The sequence below is a fragment of the Streptomyces sp. NPDC051921 genome (assembly GCF_040680975.1).
Lineage (GTDB): Bacteria > Actinomycetota > Actinomycetes > Streptomycetales > Streptomycetaceae > Streptomyces.
Window position 1 is genome coordinate 153,664 of the sequence record NZ_JBFAXU010000016.1, and the last position, 16,588, is coordinate 170,251.

At 73.4% G+C, this 16,588-nt stretch carries 14 protein-coding genes and 1 pseudogene; 9 read left to right on the top strand and 6 right to left on the bottom strand.

The genetic code is table 11. The features are described from left to right. Window positions 1-20: 20 nt before the first annotated feature. Window positions 21-800, bottom strand: a complete 780-nt coding sequence (locus tag AB0M16_RS22110) for a hypothetical protein (protein WP_365345395.1) — start codon at window positions 798-800, stop codon at window positions 21-23. A gap of 240 nt (window positions 801-1,040) precedes the next feature. Between AB0M16_RS22110 and AB0M16_RS22115 the strand changes: the two genes are divergently transcribed. The 4 genes from AB0M16_RS22115 (at window position 1,041) to AB0M16_RS22130 (ending at window position 5,884) form a co-directional block, all read left to right on the top strand. Then, on the top strand, window positions 1,041-3,131 hold the full coding sequence (locus AB0M16_RS22115) for an N-6 DNA methylase (protein ID WP_365345397.1): 2,091 nt from the start codon (window positions 1,041-1,043) through the stop codon (window positions 3,129-3,131). Between the two features lie 93 nt (window positions 3,132-3,224). After that, window positions 3,225-3,818, top strand: a complete 594-nt coding sequence (locus tag AB0M16_RS22120; RefSeq protein ID WP_365345399.1) for a hypothetical protein — start codon at window positions 3,225-3,227, stop codon at window positions 3,816-3,818. Next, entirely contained in the window at window positions 3,815-5,359 is a 1,545-nt protein-coding gene (locus tag AB0M16_RS22125) for a protein kinase (protein ID WP_365345401.1), read from the top strand. Before AB0M16_RS22120 ends, AB0M16_RS22125 begins: the two co-directional genes overlap by 4 nt. A 129-nt stretch (window positions 5,360-5,488) precedes the next feature. Continuing rightward, complete coding sequence (locus tag AB0M16_RS22130; protein ID WP_365345403.1) at window positions 5,489-5,884, top strand: hypothetical protein; 396 nt, start codon at window positions 5,489-5,491, stop codon at window positions 5,882-5,884. 70 nt (window positions 5,885-5,954) lie between these two features. Here AB0M16_RS22130 and AB0M16_RS22135 read toward each other — a convergent pair whose 3' ends face one another. Next, window positions 5,955-7,652, bottom strand: coding sequence for an RICIN domain-containing protein (locus tag AB0M16_RS22135; protein WP_365345405.1), 1,698 nt, complete (start codon window positions 7,650-7,652; stop codon window positions 5,955-5,957). Window positions 7,653-7,879: 227 nt separating this feature from the next. Here AB0M16_RS22135 and AB0M16_RS22140 point away from each other — a divergent pair, with 227 nt between their 5' ends. Then, on the top strand, window positions 7,880-8,386 hold the full coding sequence (locus AB0M16_RS22140; RefSeq protein WP_365345407.1) for a DinB family protein: 507 nt from the start codon (window positions 7,880-7,882) through the stop codon (window positions 8,384-8,386). A gap of 120 nt (window positions 8,387-8,506) precedes the next feature. Here the strand turns inward: AB0M16_RS22140 and AB0M16_RS22145 are convergent, their stop codons facing one another. The 3 genes and pseudogenes from AB0M16_RS22145 to AB0M16_RS22155 all read right to left on the bottom strand — a co-directional run bounded on the left by AB0M16_RS22145 (window position 8,507) and on the right by AB0M16_RS22155 (window position 11,883). Continuing rightward, on the bottom strand, window positions 8,507-8,989 hold the full coding sequence (locus AB0M16_RS22145) for a carboxymuconolactone decarboxylase family protein (protein WP_365345409.1): 483 nt from the start codon (window positions 8,987-8,989) through the stop codon (window positions 8,507-8,509). Between the two features lie 152 nt (window positions 8,990-9,141). Then, window positions 9,142-9,477, bottom strand: a pseudogene (locus tag AB0M16_RS22150) (DUF4097 family beta strand repeat-containing protein); the annotation flags it as partial. Window positions 9,478-9,489: 12 nt separating this feature from the next. Then, window positions 9,490-11,883: a YfhO family protein gene (locus AB0M16_RS22155; RefSeq protein ID WP_365345411.1), complete on the bottom strand. Its 2,394-nt coding sequence runs from the start codon at window positions 11,881-11,883 to the stop codon at window positions 9,490-9,492. Window positions 11,884-12,008: 125 nt separating this feature from the next. Between AB0M16_RS22155 and AB0M16_RS22160 the strand changes: the two genes are divergently transcribed. The 4 genes from AB0M16_RS22160 (at window position 12,009) to AB0M16_RS22175 (ending at window position 15,159) form a co-directional block, all read left to right on the top strand. Further along, window positions 12,009-12,986 carry a glycosyltransferase family 2 protein gene (locus AB0M16_RS22160; protein ID WP_365345413.1) on the top strand — a complete coding sequence of 326 codons (978 nt, stop codon included), beginning with the start codon at window positions 12,009-12,011 and terminating at the stop codon, window positions 12,984-12,986. Further along, window positions 12,983-13,408, top strand: a complete 426-nt coding sequence (locus AB0M16_RS22165) for a GtrA family protein (protein WP_365345415.1) — start codon at window positions 12,983-12,985, stop codon at window positions 13,406-13,408. Before AB0M16_RS22160 ends, AB0M16_RS22165 begins: the two co-directional genes overlap by 4 nt. 81 nt (window positions 13,409-13,489) lie before the next feature. Beyond that, window positions 13,490-14,128 (top strand): SurA N-terminal domain-containing protein, encoded by a 639-nt coding sequence (locus tag AB0M16_RS22170; RefSeq protein ID WP_365345417.1) that lies wholly within the window; start codon window positions 13,490-13,492, stop codon window positions 14,126-14,128. Window positions 14,129-14,160: 32 nt separating this feature from the next. After that, the gene (locus AB0M16_RS22175) at window positions 14,161-15,159 is read left to right on the top strand and encodes a nucleoside triphosphate pyrophosphohydrolase (RefSeq protein WP_365345419.1); all 999 of its coding nucleotides are present in this window, start codon (window positions 14,161-14,163) and stop codon (window positions 15,157-15,159) included. 209 nt (window positions 15,160-15,368) lie between these two features. On the opposite strand, the gene AB0M16_RS22180 is transcribed toward AB0M16_RS22175, so the two are convergent. Further along, the gene (locus AB0M16_RS22180; RefSeq protein WP_365345420.1) at window positions 15,369-16,586 is read right to left on the bottom strand and encodes a globin domain-containing protein; all 1,218 of its coding nucleotides are present in this window, start codon (window positions 16,584-16,586) and stop codon (window positions 15,369-15,371) included. Window positions 16,587-16,588: the final 2 nt, after the last annotated feature.

A 16,588-nucleotide genomic window follows, 5' to 3' on the forward strand; every position in this document is an offset into this window, starting at 1 on the left:
CGTACGGACGGGCCGGTCCGTCAGCCGAGGCTCTTCTCGTCCACGACGTCCTTCTTCGCCGGCGTCTTCGCCACGACCGGCTTGTCGAAATCGGAGAGGACGATCGTGCCGGGCTCCTCGCCGCCGGTCGTGACGACCTTCAGGAGGTACGGCTTGCCCTCCGTGGCCACGTAGAACGTGTCCTTCTCGTCGCCGGCGGTCTGCGTCAGCACCAGCGCCTTGCGGCCGCCGAGCGTGGTCTCCTCGCCCTTCACCGTGCCGGTGGTGGTCTGCTCGAAGTCGCCGAGCAGCGCCTTCAGGTCGCAGAGTTCGAGCATCTCCTTGGCGTCCGCGTCCTTGGCGTCGGTCTTCACCCAACGGCCCTTGAGCTGCTTGAGCACCGCCTCCTGGACCTCCGGCGACTCGCCCTTCGCCTGATCCTTCAGGAACGCCTCGTCGAAGCGGAGGTACACCGCCTTGTCGGCCGGCCTGACCAGCTCGGCCGTGCCCGTCGTGCCGATCGTCATCGTCCCCGCGCACTGCCCCTGCAGGTCCGTCGACACGTACGCCTTCATCGGCCCGTCGGCGGTCTTGAAGGAGATGTCCAGGCTCATCGACTTGGCGGCCTTCGTCGTGTCGAGCGCCTTGTCGAGGATCTGGGGCCCGCTCAGCTCCCCGAAGGGGCCCGTCGCCTTCGCGTCGTCGCCGGAGAAGGGGCCGCAGGCGGTGGCGCCGAGCGCGACGGCGGCACACAGGGCGGCGGCGAACGCCGTACGGCGGGCGCGGCGGGGGCTGCGGGGGAGGCGGACGGTGGCAGACATGGCGGGTCTCCGGGGGATCGGGGTCGTGCGGGGTCGAGGAATCGCGGGGGTGGGGACGTCGACGAGGCCGGGGCGTCGCTGCGGCGACTCCGACTTCGATGGGGTCAATCACAGCAGAGCCTGTGAACCGAGTCAACATGAGTTCACGGAGATGGGTCGGCTCACGCTGTGAAGTGGTGTCGCATGGTTCGCGCGTAAGATCGGCGGCACACTGGAGCCGGGCGACGGGAGATGAGGCACGTGCCGGACAGCGCAGCGGAGGTGACCGCCGCGGGCATCGCCCGCCTCGCGGGAGTCGGCCGGGCGGCCGTGAGCAACTGGCGCCGCCGCCACGCCGACTTCCCCAAGCCGGTCGGCGGCACCGAGACCAGTCCGTCCTTCGCCCTCGCCGACATCGAGGCGTGGCTGCGCGCCCAGGGCAAGCTCGCCGAGGTCCCGCTCGGCGAGCGCGTCTGGCAGGAGATCGCCGGTCACCCCGCCGGTGCCGTCACCGCCCTCGTCCACGCGGGCAGCACCCTGCTCCTCGTACGGGACCGCGCGGCGGCCTGGCCCACGCTCGCGGCCGCGCCCGACGAGCGGCTCGCGCACCTGCTGCCGGTGCCGCTGGAGGAGACGCTGACCGAGCGGTTCGGCGCCGAGAGGGCCGTCCGCACGCCCACGGCGGGTGAACTCGCCGCCTCCGTCCCGCTGGTGCGCGGGGTCGCGGAGCTCGGGACCGAGACGAGTCCGCGCCAGGCCTTCGACTTCCTCCTCGGCCGACACCTCGACGCCAACCCGCGCCAGTACACGCTCACCCCTCCCGGCCCCGCCGCGCTCATGGCCGCCCTCGCGGGCCCGGCAGCCACCGTCCTCGACCCGGCCTGCGGCACCGGCGCCCTGCTGCGGGCCGCGGCGGCGACGCCGGAGCCGCCCGCCGCCCTCCACGGCCAGGACACCGACCCCGACCTGGCCGCGCTCACCGCCCTGCGCCTCGCCCTCGGCACCGACGCCGCCGCCGGCGTCCGGGTGCTGTCCGGCGACACCCTGCGCGCCGACGCGTTCCCCGCCCTCACCGCCGACGCCGTGCTGTGCCATCCGCCGTTCAACGAGCGCAACTGGGGCCACGACGAGCTCGCCTACGACCCGCGCTGGGAGTACGGCTTCCCGGCCCGTACGGAGTCCGAGCTGGCCTGGGTCCAGCACTGCCTGGCCCGGCTGCGCCCCGGCGGCACCGCCGTCCTCCTCATGCCGCCCGCCGCCGCGTCCCGCCGCTCCGGCCGCCGCATCCGCGCCGACCTGCTGCGCCGCGGCGCCCTGCGGGCGGTCGTCGCCCTGCCGGCCGGCGCGGCGCCCCCGTACGGCATCCCGCTGCACCTGTGGGTGCTGCGACGGCCCGTCGCCGGTGAACGCCCGCCGGCCGAACTGCTGCTCGTCGACACCGGCCCCGAGACCGCGGCGGCGACCGGCGGCCGAGACCGGCTCGACTGGCCGGCCGTCGAGAGCACCGTCCTGGGCGCCTGGCGGCCCTTCGACCGGGACGGCACCGTCGACGAGACGCCCGGCCGGAGCCGGACCGTGCCGGTCATCGAACTCCTCGACGACGACGTCGACCTGGCCCCCGCCCGCCACCTGCCGCCGCCTGCCGCAGCCGAGGGCGCGGCTCAGCTCGCCGGGGTGCGCACCCGCCTCACCGAGACCCTGCACCGCACCCGCGAGCTGACCCCGCCGCCCGCCGCCGACACCGGCGCCGCCCCGGGCACCGTCCGCTGGCCCGTCACGACCGTCGGCGAACTCGCACGCGCCGGCGCCCTCACCCTGCGCGCCGGCGGCGCGGGCACGGCCGGAGCGCACCACGGGGCCGGCCCGGTCGCCGTCCTCACCGACACCGACGTCCTGGCCGGCCAGGCGCCGTCCGGCGCGCTCCCCGAGACCCCGGCCGACGCCGCGGCCGAGGAGCCGGTGCTGCTCGCCGCCGGCGACGTGGTCGTCCCGGTCCTCGGCGGGGGCTCGGTCGCCCGGGTCGTCGACGCGGCGACGGCCGGCGCCGCCCTCGGCCGGAACGTGCACCTGCTGCGCCCCGACCCGGCGGCCCTCGACCCCTGGTTCCTCGCCGGTTTCCTGCGCGCCACCGCCAACAACCGCCAGGCCAGCTCGTACGCCTCCACCGCCACCCGGCTCGACGTGCGCCGCCTCCAGCTGCCGCGGCTGCCGCTCGTCGAACAGCGGCGGTACGGCGACCGGTTCCGGGCCCTCGCGGAGTTCGAGGAGGCCCTGCGGCTCGCGGGGCGGCTCGGCGAGCAGCTGGTGCAGGGCATGTACGACGGTCTGGCGGACGGCACCGTGGAGCCCTGAAGGTCTCGGTCCGAACAACCCTGACGTGCCTGTCGCGGGCGGTGTATACGCTCATCCCCGACAGACCACCGCAGGACCGATCCGGGAGCAGGAATGTACGGCCACGGCCATCCCCAGCCCACGCCACCGTCGAGCGGCGTCCCGGCGAACGTCATCGTGCTGAGGGTGGTCTTCGCCGTGCTCCCGCTGCTCAGCTGCGGGCTCCTGACCTGGGTGACGGCCCTGCGCATCGGCCTGCTGACCCGTCGGGTGGCCGACTGGATCCTGCTCGCCGTCTCGGTGGCGGTCGTGATCGCCGGCATCGTCCTGATGCCGGACGACCCCGACGCGCCCCGGGCCGACTGGGCCGTGGGGATCATCCTGGTCAACGCCGTCGCGTTCACGGCGTACTTCCTGGTGGTGGACATCCGTCACGACCGCACGCGGGTCCGCGGCCAGGTGCCGCCGCCGTACAACCCGTACGCGACGACGGTGCCGCAGCAGCCCGCCTACGGCTACCCGCCGCAGCCGCAGCCGCAGCCGCAGCCGCAGCCGCAGCCGCAGGCCCAGGCCCAGCCGCATCCGCAGCCCCCGCAGGTCGCGCCGCAGCAGCCGCCGGTGGTCAATCCCCGCATCGACCAGGTCCGCGCAGAGCTCGACGAGCTCAGTGACCTGCTCCGCAAGGACCCCAGGGAAGGCGGGCAGTGAACGGCCGGGTCATCGGCGGTCGTTACGAACTGTCCACACTCATCGGGCAGGGCGGCATGGGTCAGGTCTGGACCGCCTACGACGGCCGGCTCGACCGGCGGGTGGCCGTCAAGCTGCTCAGTCCCGTCACCATCAGCGGACCGGCCACGGCCGCCGAGGAGCTCAGGCTCCGGTTCGTGCGCGAGTGCCGGGTGACCGCGCAGGTCGACCACCCCGGCCTCGTCACCGTCTACGACGCGGGCAGCGACGGCGACGAGCTGTACCTGGTCATGCAGTACGTGGAGGGCGCCGACCTCGCCGACCACCTGGCCGAGCACGACCCGTACCCGTGGCCGTGGGCGGTGTCCGTCGCCGCCCAGCTGTGCGCGGTGCTCGCGGCCGTGCACGCGGTGCCGATCGTGCACCGGGACCTCAAGCCGCGGAACGTGATGGTCCGCCCCGACGGCACCGTCACCGTCCTCGACCTGGGCATCGCGTCCGTCCTCGACACCGACACCACCCGCCTCACCCACACCGGCTCGCCCATCGGCACCCCCGCGTACATGGCGCCCGAGCAGGCCATGGGTGGCGCCGTCGGCCCGTACACCGATCTGTACGCGCTCGGCGCGCTGCTCCACGAACTGCTCAGCGGCAGTGTCCCGTTCGCCGGTTCCACCGCCCTCGGCGTGCTGCACCGCCATCTCTACGAGCCCCCCGTGCCGGTGCGCCGACTGCGCCCCGAGGTGCCCGAGGCCCTCGAAGGCCTCGTCCTGCGCCTGCTCGCGAAGGACCCGCAGGCCCGCCCGTCGGGCGCGCAGGAGGTCTACGAGCTGCTGCTGCCGCTCCTCCCGCCGCCCGGCACGCCCGGCCCTTCGGGCCCGCTCGACCCGACCCGACCCTTCCGGCGCCCGCACGCGCCCTGGCCCGACCGGGCGGTGCAGGCCGCGACGCCCCCCGCGACGCCCCCCGCGCCGACGCACGCACCGGCGAAGCCGGACGTGGCGGCGGCCGTCGAGGAGGTGAAGCGGCTGCTCGGCGAGGGCTCGATCACCCGGGCCGTGGACATCCTCGGCGGCATCCTCCCTGCGGCCGCCGCCGAGCACGGCGAACACTCGCCGGTCGTCCGCATCCTGCGCAAGCAGTACGCGACGACGCTGCTGGACGACGGCCAGTTCCGCCGGGCCCTTCCCGAACTGCGCCGCCTCGCCGACGACCGCGCGGCGGAGGCGGGCCCGGCCGACCCGCAGACCCTGCAGTTCCGCTACGACGCGGCGCTGTGCCTGGAGCAGCTCGGGGACCCGGCCGCCGCGCTCACCGAGTACCGGGCGCTCCTGCCGTACTACGCGCAGGACGGCACGGATCCGGAGCGGCGGTCCCGTGCCTTCGACATCCGGCACCGGATCGGTCTGTTGCTGCTCGCGATGGGCGACCACGCGGGAGGCCAGGGCGAGTTGCGGAGCCTGCTGTTCGACGTGGAGCGCACCTACGGTCCGTATCACCCGCTTGCGGCCGATTTGCGGCGCGCGTTGGAGCGGCAGCAGCAGATGGGGCGGGGATTCTGACGGGTCGGCAGGATCACGACTCCGTATCCGATTGGCGAACGACAAGAAGACGTCCGATTTGGTCATTTTGCGCTGTGTAACGTGCGCGTCTGATCGTGTCCACGCCTTCCCGTTCCCGAGGATCCCTTCATGACCACGCCTCAGCCGTCCGACCCGTTCGCCGCTGCCCCGGATGCTCCCGCACCGGCCCCCGCGCCCGAGAAGAAGGGCGGCGTTCTGAAGAAGATCGGCGGCTTCGTGGTCCTGGTGATCGTGGCCGTGGCCGTGAAGGTCGGCCTCCCGTACGTCACCGGTGAAGCCCCCGTGCGCGCACAGGCCGGCGACTGCATCACGATGAGCGGCCCCGAGAACGACCCCAAGGTGGACACCGCGGACTGCTCCTCGGGCAAGCCCGACCTGTTCAAGGTCGTCAAGGTCGTCGACAACACCTTCGACGTCAACAAGTGCCAGGAAGTCAGCGAGCAGGCGCTCGCCCAGCAGCTGGACTCCGACAAGTTCGTGCTCTGCGTGAACCCGGTCAAGTAGTCACCGCGCACTGCGCAGCGAGAAGGGGCCGGCCACGGGGGCCGGCCCCTTCTTCGTGCTCGGCGTGGGCCTAGAAGCCCGCCACCGACCAGTCCTGGACGTCCGACGCCGTACCCGTCGCCCGCGTCCACAGGGTGAGGACCGCCCCGTCCGCCAGGGAGTTGGCCTTCGGGGTGATCGCCTTGCCGTAGGCGTTGGCCAGGGTGCCGGAGACGTCGGGGGTGAACCGCTGGACGTCGCTCGACGGGTTGCAGGTCCACAGGGTCAGCACCGCCCCGTCGACGTTCGCCCCGTTGCCCTTCGGCGTCAGGCACCTGCCGCTCGCCTGGTGGACGAGGAGCCGGTTCGTCGGGTCGTACCTCCAGCGCTGGACCGGGGAGCCCGTGCACGCCCAGACGGTGACGACGGTGCCGTTCGCGGTCGCGTTGCCCTGCGGCGTCGCGCAGACGGCGCCCGCGCGGTGCGGATTGGTCAGCCAGGACCAGCCGTCCGCCTCCCGGCCGGCCGCGGGGTCGATCGAGAAGACGACCCGGCGCCCGCCGCTCGCGTTCTCCAGCGCCTCGTTGAGCCCCCAGAGCCGGCCCGTACGCGGGTCGTACGAGAGTCCCTGCGACAGGTAGGGCGCCTGGGTCAGCACCCGCGGCGCCTCACCGGCGCGGGCCGCATGCAGGCAGCCGTACCCCGTCGGCGATCCGGCCGGGCAGTGGCCGGTCACGTAGAACGTGTCGCCGCCCTTGGCGATGCCCTGGATGCCGGCCACGGGGCTGGTGTACGCCGTCCCGTGGGCGGCCACCCGCTCGGGCGTGCCGGTCTCCAGGTCGGCGAGCGGCCAGCGGACGACCCGGGCGCCGCCCGCCGAGCGGTTCTCCACCGAGAGCAGCGCGGGGCCGTTCACGGTGTCGGAGAGGTCGACGCTCAGGCTGCTCAGGCACAGCTCGCCGAAGTTGTCCGCCGCCGGCCCGCAGGCGCGCGGGGTGCCCCGCAGGAACGCCGTCGACGGGTCGTCCGGCTTCGCCGTGCTGATGGTGCTGTAGCGGGCGACGAGCGGCAGCGCCCAGCGGTGGTGGCGGGCCGAACTCCTGCCGCCCGACAGGCCGGTGCCCGCCCCGGCGGTGTCCGTCATGCGCCACAGGTGGTCGAGGTCGTACACCTGCAGCTCGGCGCCGTTGGCGACGTACAGCCGGTCCTTGTACCAGGCCAGGCCGTCCGCGTGGGACTGGAAGACGGGCTTCGTGAAGTCGCCGCCCGCCACCGGCTCGACGAGCGCGACGTGCCCGTACGGGACCGGGGCGCCGCCGCCGGCCGACTCGGCGATCGAGACGCGGGTGTACTCCTCGGGCTGCCCCATGGTTCCGAAGTACCAGGACGCGGCGACCAGGGGCCGCCCCCGGTAGGTGCCGTCCGCCGTCCCCGACGCGTGCGCCCCGGCGAAGCCCTGCGGCATCCACCCGCCACCCGCGTCCGTGTAGCCGGTCCGGTCGTCCTGGTCGTCCCAGCAGAAACCGTCGGGGCGCAGGGCGCCGTTGAGGCCGGTCGGGTGGCACAGGCCGGGCCTGCCCGTCCGGGAGCCCAGCACCTCGCTCACCGGAGCCGTCGAGACCCCCGCGGCCTCGACGGCGGCGATGAGGTCGGTCTTCACGCCGTCCACGCGGGTGAGCGCGAATGTCGCCTCGAAGGGGTCCAGGCCGCCGGCCGCGTGGGCGGTGGGTACGGGTAACAGGGCGGACGCGGCCAGAACGGCCCCCGCCAGGAGTCTGGTGATACGCATCCGGGCAGCCTAGAGGCCGCTTCCGGACCGGCCCCCGGCCCAGGACCCCTTCCGGACCTGCGAGGACCGCGACCGCGCTTTCCGGGCGCCGGTCTTCGGCCGGTGCCCGGACCGCCGCCCGCACGAGGCGAAAGCCGCCGCCCGCACGAGGCGAAAGCCGCCGCCCAGGTCCTGTGCCGTCGATAAATGCGTCGACAGGGGCGCGCTGTTCGGAAAGGCTTCGCGCGATGACCAGAATCGACTACACGCCGCCCGCGTGGGACGAGCGCACCCAGCTCACCACGTTTCTCGACTACACCCGGGACACCGTCCGCGCCAAGTGCGAGGGCGTCTCCGCGGAGAACGCCCGCAAGGCGATCCTGCCGGGCTCACCGCTGATGACCATCAGCGGACTGATCAACCACCTCCGCTGGGTGGAGTACTACTGGTTCCAGGTGGTCTTCCTCGGCGAGGAGGACCAGGGTCCCTGGACCGAGGAGGACCCCGACCGCGAGATGCGCATCGGCGTCGACTTCCCGCTCGCGCAGCTGCTCGACGAATACGCCGAACAGAGCGCCCGCTACCGCGAACTCGTCGCCGCCAACGGCCTGGACGAGCGGGCCGAGCGCCCCGTCCGCGACGGCCGCCACGTCGACCTGCGCTGGATCCTCCTCCACCTCACCGAGGAGACGGCCCGCCACAACGGCCATCTGGACATCCTGCGCGAACTGCTCGACGGCACGACGGGCTCCTGACGGAGCGGTCCGCCGCCCGTTCTCCGTTCCTCCTCAGAGGAACGCAGTTCCCCGGCTCTGATCCGAGAACGCGGATACGGTCCTTGCGCTCGCAGCGGACCGACCGCGTGGCAGGCGCGGTCAGCCGTGCATCGCGGCGGCCTGGCCGGCCACGTAGTCGCCGGCCGGCACCTGGAGCATGACGTTCAGGCGGTTGAAGGCGTTGATGACGGCGATCAGCGAGGTGAGGGCGAGCAGCTGGTCCTCGTCGTAGTGCTTGGTCGCGTTCTCCCAGACCTCGTCCGGGACGCCGTAGCCGTCGGCGAGGCGGGTGCCGTACTCGGCGAGGGCGAGGGCGGCGCGCTCGGGCTCGGTGAAGACCTTGGCCTCGCGCCAGGCGGCGACGAGAGCGAGGCGGACGGCGGTCTCACCGGCCGCGACGGCCTCCTTGGTGTGCATGTCCAGGCAGCCGGCGCAGCCGTTGATCTGGCTGGCGCGGATCTTCACCAGCTCCTGGGTGGCCAGCGGCACCCCGGCGTCCTCGACGACCCTGCCCGCCGCGACGAGGTGCTTGATGAGCTTGGCGGTGACGGGGCTGCCGAAGATGTTGAGACGCGGTTCCATGGTGGGCTCCTCTTTCGTTTCCTTCGTTGTCGCCGTCGCCTTGCCGGAGCGGCTTCACCACTGAGACGAGATGGCCCGCAGAGCTGTGACACGGGCGGACGTGACCTGCGTCACGCCCGCCCGTGTCGTGCTGACCGGTGTCGCCGCGCGGATCACAGGCTGCGCGCGGTGATGTCGCCGTGGGAGGTGGTCGCGCGGATGCCGAGCTCGACGGTGCCCTCGTTGCGCAGGGTGTTGCTGACGCGGCCGTAGGTGGTGCCGGCGTCGAGGGCGGCCGCGACGCCGCGGGCGGCGCCGACCTGGATGTCGCCGGAACCGGTGCTGAGGACGACCGTGCCGCGCACGGCCTCGGCGATCCGGATCGCGCCCCGCTGCGTGCTGATCTCCGCGGGGCCGCCCAGCCGGCCGACCTCGACGTCGCCGTCGATCGCGGTGAGGCGGAGGCTCGCGGTCTCGGCCAGGTCGATCCGGCGGTAGGCGCCCTCGAAGGGAGTCGAAGGCTACGGACGCGCGGCGGGCGCCGGCACGGGCGGCTTTGTCCCGCCGCTGCCGCCCGGCCGCGCTTCCGGCATGAGCGGCCGTCGGCGGCGCACCCCCTGCACCGCCACCCACGCCACGAGCAGCAACAGCGCCGCCGCGCCCGCACCGAGGCCCGCCCGGAGGCCCGGCGGTCGGAAGACGCAGCCGACTTCGCGCTGACCTGCCGTCACCGGTACCGCCACCAGGCCGCCGTACGCCGCCGCGGGGCGCCCGTCGCAGCTCCAGCCCGCGATGCCCGGCGAGGAGAGCACGAGCGTTCCGGTGGTGCCGGGGCGCAGGGTGGCACGGAAGCCGGTGTCCGTCACCTCGGTCGACGTCGGTGCCATGGCCCGCAGGGCGGCGACGGCGGCGCGCAGGCGCGTGTGGTCCAGGCAGCCGACCTCCGCCTTCGGCGGGACCTCCGGTCGCAGGCCCGGGACCTTCTGGACACCGAGGGAGGTGACGGTGGCGCGCCACTTGAGCAGCTGCCCGCGGAGCCTGACCGTGCGGTCGCCCAGCCGGGCCGTGCCCGTGAAGTCGGGGGCAAAGAGGAAGACCTCGGTGCCGACGCGGCAGGCTCCGTCCGCCGCCGGGGGCTCGTACACCCGTGCGCCCAGGAGGAGTTCCTGGTTGCGGAACGGGGAGCCGCCGTAGACGGGGGCCGGGCCGGGCGGGCGCACGGTCACGAGGGGCAGGGCCGGGCCCGTACGGACCACCTGGCCGTCCCGCCAGCGTGCGCCGACCGCGAAGAGTGCGTCGGTGACGGGGTTGTCCAGGCTCTGGAGGTTGCGGCCGCGGGAGGTCCAGCCGACGCCGAGCGCGGCCATGGTGCGGGTCAGGACCTCGGGGGTGAGGCTGCTGTAGTAGGACCCGCCCTGGGTGCCGAGCATCAGCGGCTCGTTGCCGGTCCTCTGCGTGCGGCCGGAGTCCGTGCGGTACGCGGGCCAGCCGTCGGCCTCGGCGAGCGCGGCGGCCCGCCGGGTGTCCGCGGCGCTCCACGCGGGGTAGTCGTCCAGGCGGGCGAGGCGTTCCCTGTCGCCCCACGCGGTCGTCGCGGAGGCCTGGGCCACCAGCACCCCGGCGAGGAGCAGGGCGACGAGTCGCCCGCGGCGCACGAACGGGACCGCGGCCACGACCCCGAGGCCGGCCGCGAAGAGGGCCCAGCCCCAGGGCGTCGCCTCGTCGCTGCCCACTGCCGCGAGGGCGGGCACGCCCACCGACGCCACGCCGCCGAGGAGCGCGCGCCGGTCGGGCGGTCCGTCGGCGATCGCCGCCCAGGCGGCGAGGACCATGACGCCGGTCAGGACGAAGGTCTGGCGGTACGGGCTGCCGTTCGGCGTCGCGAAGCAGTGCCACACCAGGTGTGTCGGGCCCCACTGCAGGGAGAGCGCGACGCCCGCCACCACGGCCGGCCACAGCCACTGGCGGCGGAAGAGCAGCGAGGCCGCGAGGACCGGGACCGCCGTGAAGACGAAGAGGGCCGGGGTGGAGAAGCCGTACGTGGCCGGCATCAGCCGGGCCGCCAGGTCCGTCCCGTCGGCCGCCGCGAAGTCCCTGACGACGCCGGGGAAGGCCTGCCGCGTGCCGAGGAGGACCGGGAGCAGGACGGGGGCGGCGAGGCCCACGCCGAGGAGGCCCGTCACGGCGCCCCGGAGCAGCACCCGCCACCGCGGGGCCGTCACGAGCAGCACCAGCGCGGCGCCGAGCGTCGCCATGTACGCGGTGTAGAAGTTGGCGGTCCAGCAGACGGCGACGACCAGCGGTCCGAGCAGCGGGCGGCGCTCCTCCCGCACCCATACGCCCACCAGGCAGAGCAGTGGGAAGGCGATGAGGCCGTCCATCCACATCGGGTTGTAGACGGCTTCCAGGACCGCCCAGCCGCAGAGCCCGTACGCGGCGCCGAGCAGTCCCGCGCCCCACCACACGCCCGGCCGCGTCCGCAGCAGCGTGAACGCCATCGCGGCCGCCGCGGCCGCCATCTTCAGGACGGTGATCGCGTAGAGGGCGTAGGCGAGGTCCGCGCGCGGCGCGAGGGCGACGAGCGGGGCGAAAGGGCTGGTCAGGTAGGTGCCGAGGTCGGGAAGGAAGCTGGTGCCCCAGCCCGACTGCCAGTTCAGCAGCAGGCCGCCCTCGGCCCGCCCGTGCAGCAGGTCCCACAGGTGGGCGTGGAACGGCAGGTACTCGTTGCCCAGGTCGTTGACGCTGCGCCGGTGCGAGCCGAACGGGAACGTGTCGGCGACGGCGTCTCCCGCGCACACGGCGAGGACGGTGAGCAGCCCGGCCAGCGCGGGCGCGCGGCCCGCTCCGGCCGCCACCGGCCCGTTGCGCCGGGCCTTCCAGCTCTTCCAGCTCTTCCAGCTCTTCCGGATCTCCATCGTGGAACGAATATGGCAGTGATGATGCCGAAATCCGCCCCCTGGCCGGGCAGTTCATTCAATGGTCGCCTGATTGTCACCGGTGGAATCCGACATCGACATCCGCACCCGTTGTGGTGTCGTGTGTGCTGCTCTCGATCGTGGTCCCGTGCTTCAACGAAGAAGAGATCATCGGTCGCTTCCACGACCATGTGACGAAGGAACTCTCCCGATTCGAGGGAGAATTCGAGATCGTCTACGTGGACGACGGAAGCCGTGACCGAACGCTGACCCTCCTGCAGGGGATCGCCGACGCCGATCCCCGGGCGCGTTACGTCTCCTTCAGCCGCAACTTCGGCAAGGAGGCCGCCATGCTGGCCGGCCTCCAGCACGCGGCCGGCGACGCCGTCGTCATCATGGACGCCGACCTGCAGCACCCGCCGGAGCTCGTGCACCGCATGGTGGCGCTGCACGCGGAGGGATACGACCAGGTCATCGCCCGGCGCACCCGCACCGGCGACCGGGTCACCCGCACGCTGACCGCCCGCGCGTACTACTGGGCGATCAACCGGCTGGTGGACGTCGAGCTGGTCGACGGCGTCGGCGACTTCCGGCTCCTCTCCCGCCGCACGGTCGACGCGATTCTCGAACTGACCGAATACAACCGTTTCTCGAAAGGCCTGTTCGCCTGGGTCGGATTCCGGACGACGACCTTCGAGTACGAGAACGCGGTGCGTGAGCAGGGACGTTCGAAATGGACGTTCGGAAAACTGCTCAACTACGGTCTCGACGGCCTTCTCTCCTTCAACGACAAGCCGCTCCGTGCGGCCGTCTATCTCGGAATGGTCCTGGTCGCGGTGGCTTTCGCGTACGCCGCCTGGATCGTCGGTGTCGCCCTGGCGAACGGCGTGGAGACGCCCGGCTACGTCACCCTGCTCGTGACCGTCACGGCGCTCGCCGGTGTCCAGATGGTGATGCTGGGACTGGTCGGCGAGTACGTCGGCCGTATCTACTACGAGGTGAAGCGGCGTCCGCACTACCTGGTGCGGGCCACCAACGCGACCGTCCCCGGACAGCGCCGCCGCTCCGCCGCCGCACGTGACGAGGAGCTCCTCCGGCGATGACCCGAACCGCCGTGACCTGGCAGGTGGTGCGCTTCGCCCTGGTCGGCGCCGTGAACACCGGTACGTACTACGGGCTCTACCTGCTCCTCGGCCGATGGCTGCCGTACATCGCCGCGCACGTCGTCGCCTTCGCGCTGTCGATGACCGGCTCCTTCTTCCTCACCTCGTACTTCACCTACCGCACCCGCCCGACCTGGCGGAAGTTCCTGCTCTTCCCCCTCACCAACGCGGCGAACTTCGTGATCACCACGGTCGGCGTCTACGTCCTCGTCGACCTGCTCGGCGTCGACAGCACCTACGCGCCCCTGATCGCCGCGACGGCCGCGATCCCCGTCACCTTCCTGGTCTCACGGACGATCATGCTGGGACCCGACACCACCCGAACACGTGAGTCGTTGACCGAAAGAGTCGCCTCCAGGTAGTGGCCCGGGCCACGGCGACTGCCTAACATCGATCACCGCACGGTCGTCCCACTGACGCACGACCCACGCCGGGAGGCTCCTTTGCACCGCCGCACCGCGCTCTCCGTCTCCGCCGCCGCACTCCTCGCCGCGGCCCCACTGCTCACCGCCTGCGGCAGTGACGCCCACCCGGGGGCGGCGGCCGTCGTCGGCGGGCAGCGGATCGACGTGTCCAGCCTGCAGGCCCAGGTCGAGGACGTACGGGCCGCGCAACAGGCCTCGCCGCAGTCCGCGACGCTGCTCAGGGAGACCGGCGACCTCAGCCGGCAGAAGCTGCACGACATGATCTTCGACCGGGTCGTCGACAAGGTCGCGAAGGACAACGGGGTCAGCGCGACCCGCGGTGAGATCCAGCAGACCCGCGGCGAGTTCGCCCGCCAGAGCGGCGGCGAGGAGCAGATGGCGGCCGTGCTGCTGCAGCAGCGGGGCGTGGCGCCCGACCAGATCGACGCCGTCGCCCGCCGGGCCGTCCTGATGAACAAGATCGCCGCGAAGCTGGGCGTGACCGACACCCCCGAGGGCCAGAAGAAGCTCACGGAGGCCTTCAGCCAGGCCTCCAAGGACCTGAGGATCGACGTGAACCCGCGCTACGGCAGCTGGGACAACGACAAGATCACCCTCGCCGCGTACACCGCGCCGTGGGTGCGGCAGATCAGCAAGGCTCCGGCGGCGGGCGCCTGAGGGGCCCTTCCGGGACGACGTAGGGTCGAGGGGTGAACACCGACACCACCCCCGGCACCCCTGACGCCGCCGGCCGCATCGTCCTGCTCACCGCCAGCCACCGTGTGGCGCCGGGCCTGCTGTCCTGGCCCGCCTGGCAGGCGCTGCACGGGGCGGACCGGGTGCTGTGCGGCGACGCCGAGCACCCCCAGCTGCCGTACCTGCGGGAGGCCGGGGTCGCCGTCGAGATCCTCCTGCCCTCCGCGCCGGAGCTCGTCGAGGCCTGCGCGGGCGGCCGGACGGTCGTCGTGCTGCCGTCGGGCGAGGGCGACCGGGCGCTGACCGACGGGCTCGCGCGGATGGCCGGCTCCGGCCGGGCCGTCATGCCCGACCTGGAGCTGCTGCCCGGCTCGTACGACCTGCCGGGGGCCCGGCTGCTCGACCTCGTCCAGGTCATGGACCGGATCCGCCGCGAGTGCCCCTGGTCCTCGCAGCAGACCCACCAGGGCCTCGCGAAGTACGGCATCGAGGAGGCGTACGAGCTCGTCGAGGCCATCGAGGACGGCGACCGGGAGGCGCTGCGCGAGGAGCTGGGCGATGTCCTGCTCCAGGTCGTGTTCCACGCGCGGATCGCCCAGGAGGACGCGGAGGAGCCGTTCTCGGTGGACGACGTGGCCGGGACGATCGTCGAGAAGCTGATCCACCGGCACCCGCACGTCTTCGGGGACGCGACGGCGACGACCCCGGAAGACGTCAAGGAACACTGGCTGCGGACGAAGGCCGTGGAGAAGCAGCGGGAGTCGGTGACCGACGGGGTGCCGCTGGGCCAGCCGGGCCTCGCCCTCGCGGCGAAGCTCGCCGGCCGGGTACGGACCGCCGGGCTCGACGTGGCCCCGCCCACGGGCGAGGGCATCGGCTACGAACTGCTCGCCCTGGCCGTGCGCGCGGAGGCCGCCGGCGTCGACCCGGAAGCGGCCCTGAGGGCCGCGGGCCGGCTCTACCGCGACGCGATCCGCGCGGCGGAGGGCGTGGGGTCGGACGTGCAGGGGTAGGTCCGGCCCCGCCGCTCGGGGGCATATTCCGTCAGGACGGCGCCGCGCGTCGTGCTCGCGCCCGCGCCGGTGAGGACGGTCACCGCGGCCAGGACGGCGCGGACGACGGCGGTGCGCAGCCGAGCCGGTCTCAGGGGGCGGGACGGCGCCGTGGCGTCGCCAGGGGGATGCCGGACACGCCGGGTGTCCGCCGCACGGACGACGGACGGTCAGGCCCGCGGCTCGCGCGGGGCGCGCGCCTCCGGGTCGTGCCAGTGGAGCGGGGGCGGTTCCAGGAGCCACTCGGCGCGGCTGCCGGGGCGGGTGGTGAAGCGGCCGACCGTCGGCAGGTGGTCGCGGAAGACGCGGTCCGGGTCGGCGCCCAGTTCCTCCAGCTCCTCGGCGACCTCGGTGAGGAAGGCCGGCGGGCCGGCGAGGTAGACGTCGTGGGCGGGCCAGTGGACGGAGGCCCGCAGCGCCTGGACCAGGCGTTCGGTGGCCTGGTCGCGGGGGCGGCGCGGGGCGGCGGTGATGTACGTGAGGTGGAGCCCGGGTATCCGCTCGCGCAGCCGCTCGGCGTCGTCCCGCGCGTACAGGTACTCCTTGGCGCGGGCGACCACGAACAGGCGGCCCTCCAGCTTCGGTTCGTCCTGCGCGGCCTCTTCGAGGAGGGCGCGGACCGGGGCCCAGCCGGTGCCGGCCGCGATGTAGGTGCGCGGTTTGCCGGGCGGGGTGCGGGCGGTCAGCGCCCCGCCCGGGGTGCTGAGCCGCAGCGTCTCGCCCACCCGGAGCCGCTCCGTGAGCGCGGTGCTCATCAGCCCGCCCTTGATGCGGCTGACGTGCAGGTCGAGCGTGCCGTCGGGGCGGGGCGCGTTGGCGAGGGAGTAGGTCCGCCACACCCGCGGCACGTGCAGCGAGCTGACGCTCACGTACTGGCCGGCGAGGTACGGGTAGGGCTGCCGGGGGCGCAGGGTCAGCAGTGTCAGGTCCTCGCCGTGGCGCTCGTGCCGGACGACGTCCGCGTCCCACCACGCGGGGTGGCCGGCCTGGGCGGACTCCTCCGCCCCGGCCTGCATCAGGTCGGCGACCAGCCCGTACGCCTCGGTCCAGGCCTTTTCCGCCTCCACGGTCCAGGCGGTGCCCGCGGCGTGCGCGAAGGCGGCGAGCAGGCTGGCCCCGACCGCGCTGTAGAGCGCGGGCGTGGCCAGGAACTTGCGGTGGTCGCGGCCCAGCTGTCCGAGATAGCCGACGAGCCCGGGGTCCTCCAGGTGCGTCACCACATGGGTGAGCGCGGCGAAGAGCCGGTCCCGCTGGAGGCCCATCTCCTGGGGAAACAGCTCGCGTACGCCCGGGTTGTGCCAGAAGAGATGGGAGTAGAAGAACGTGACGGCGTGCTCGGCCCGTCTCTCGACGACAGCGAACGTGTTTCGGAGCAACTGGGGGTCCACGC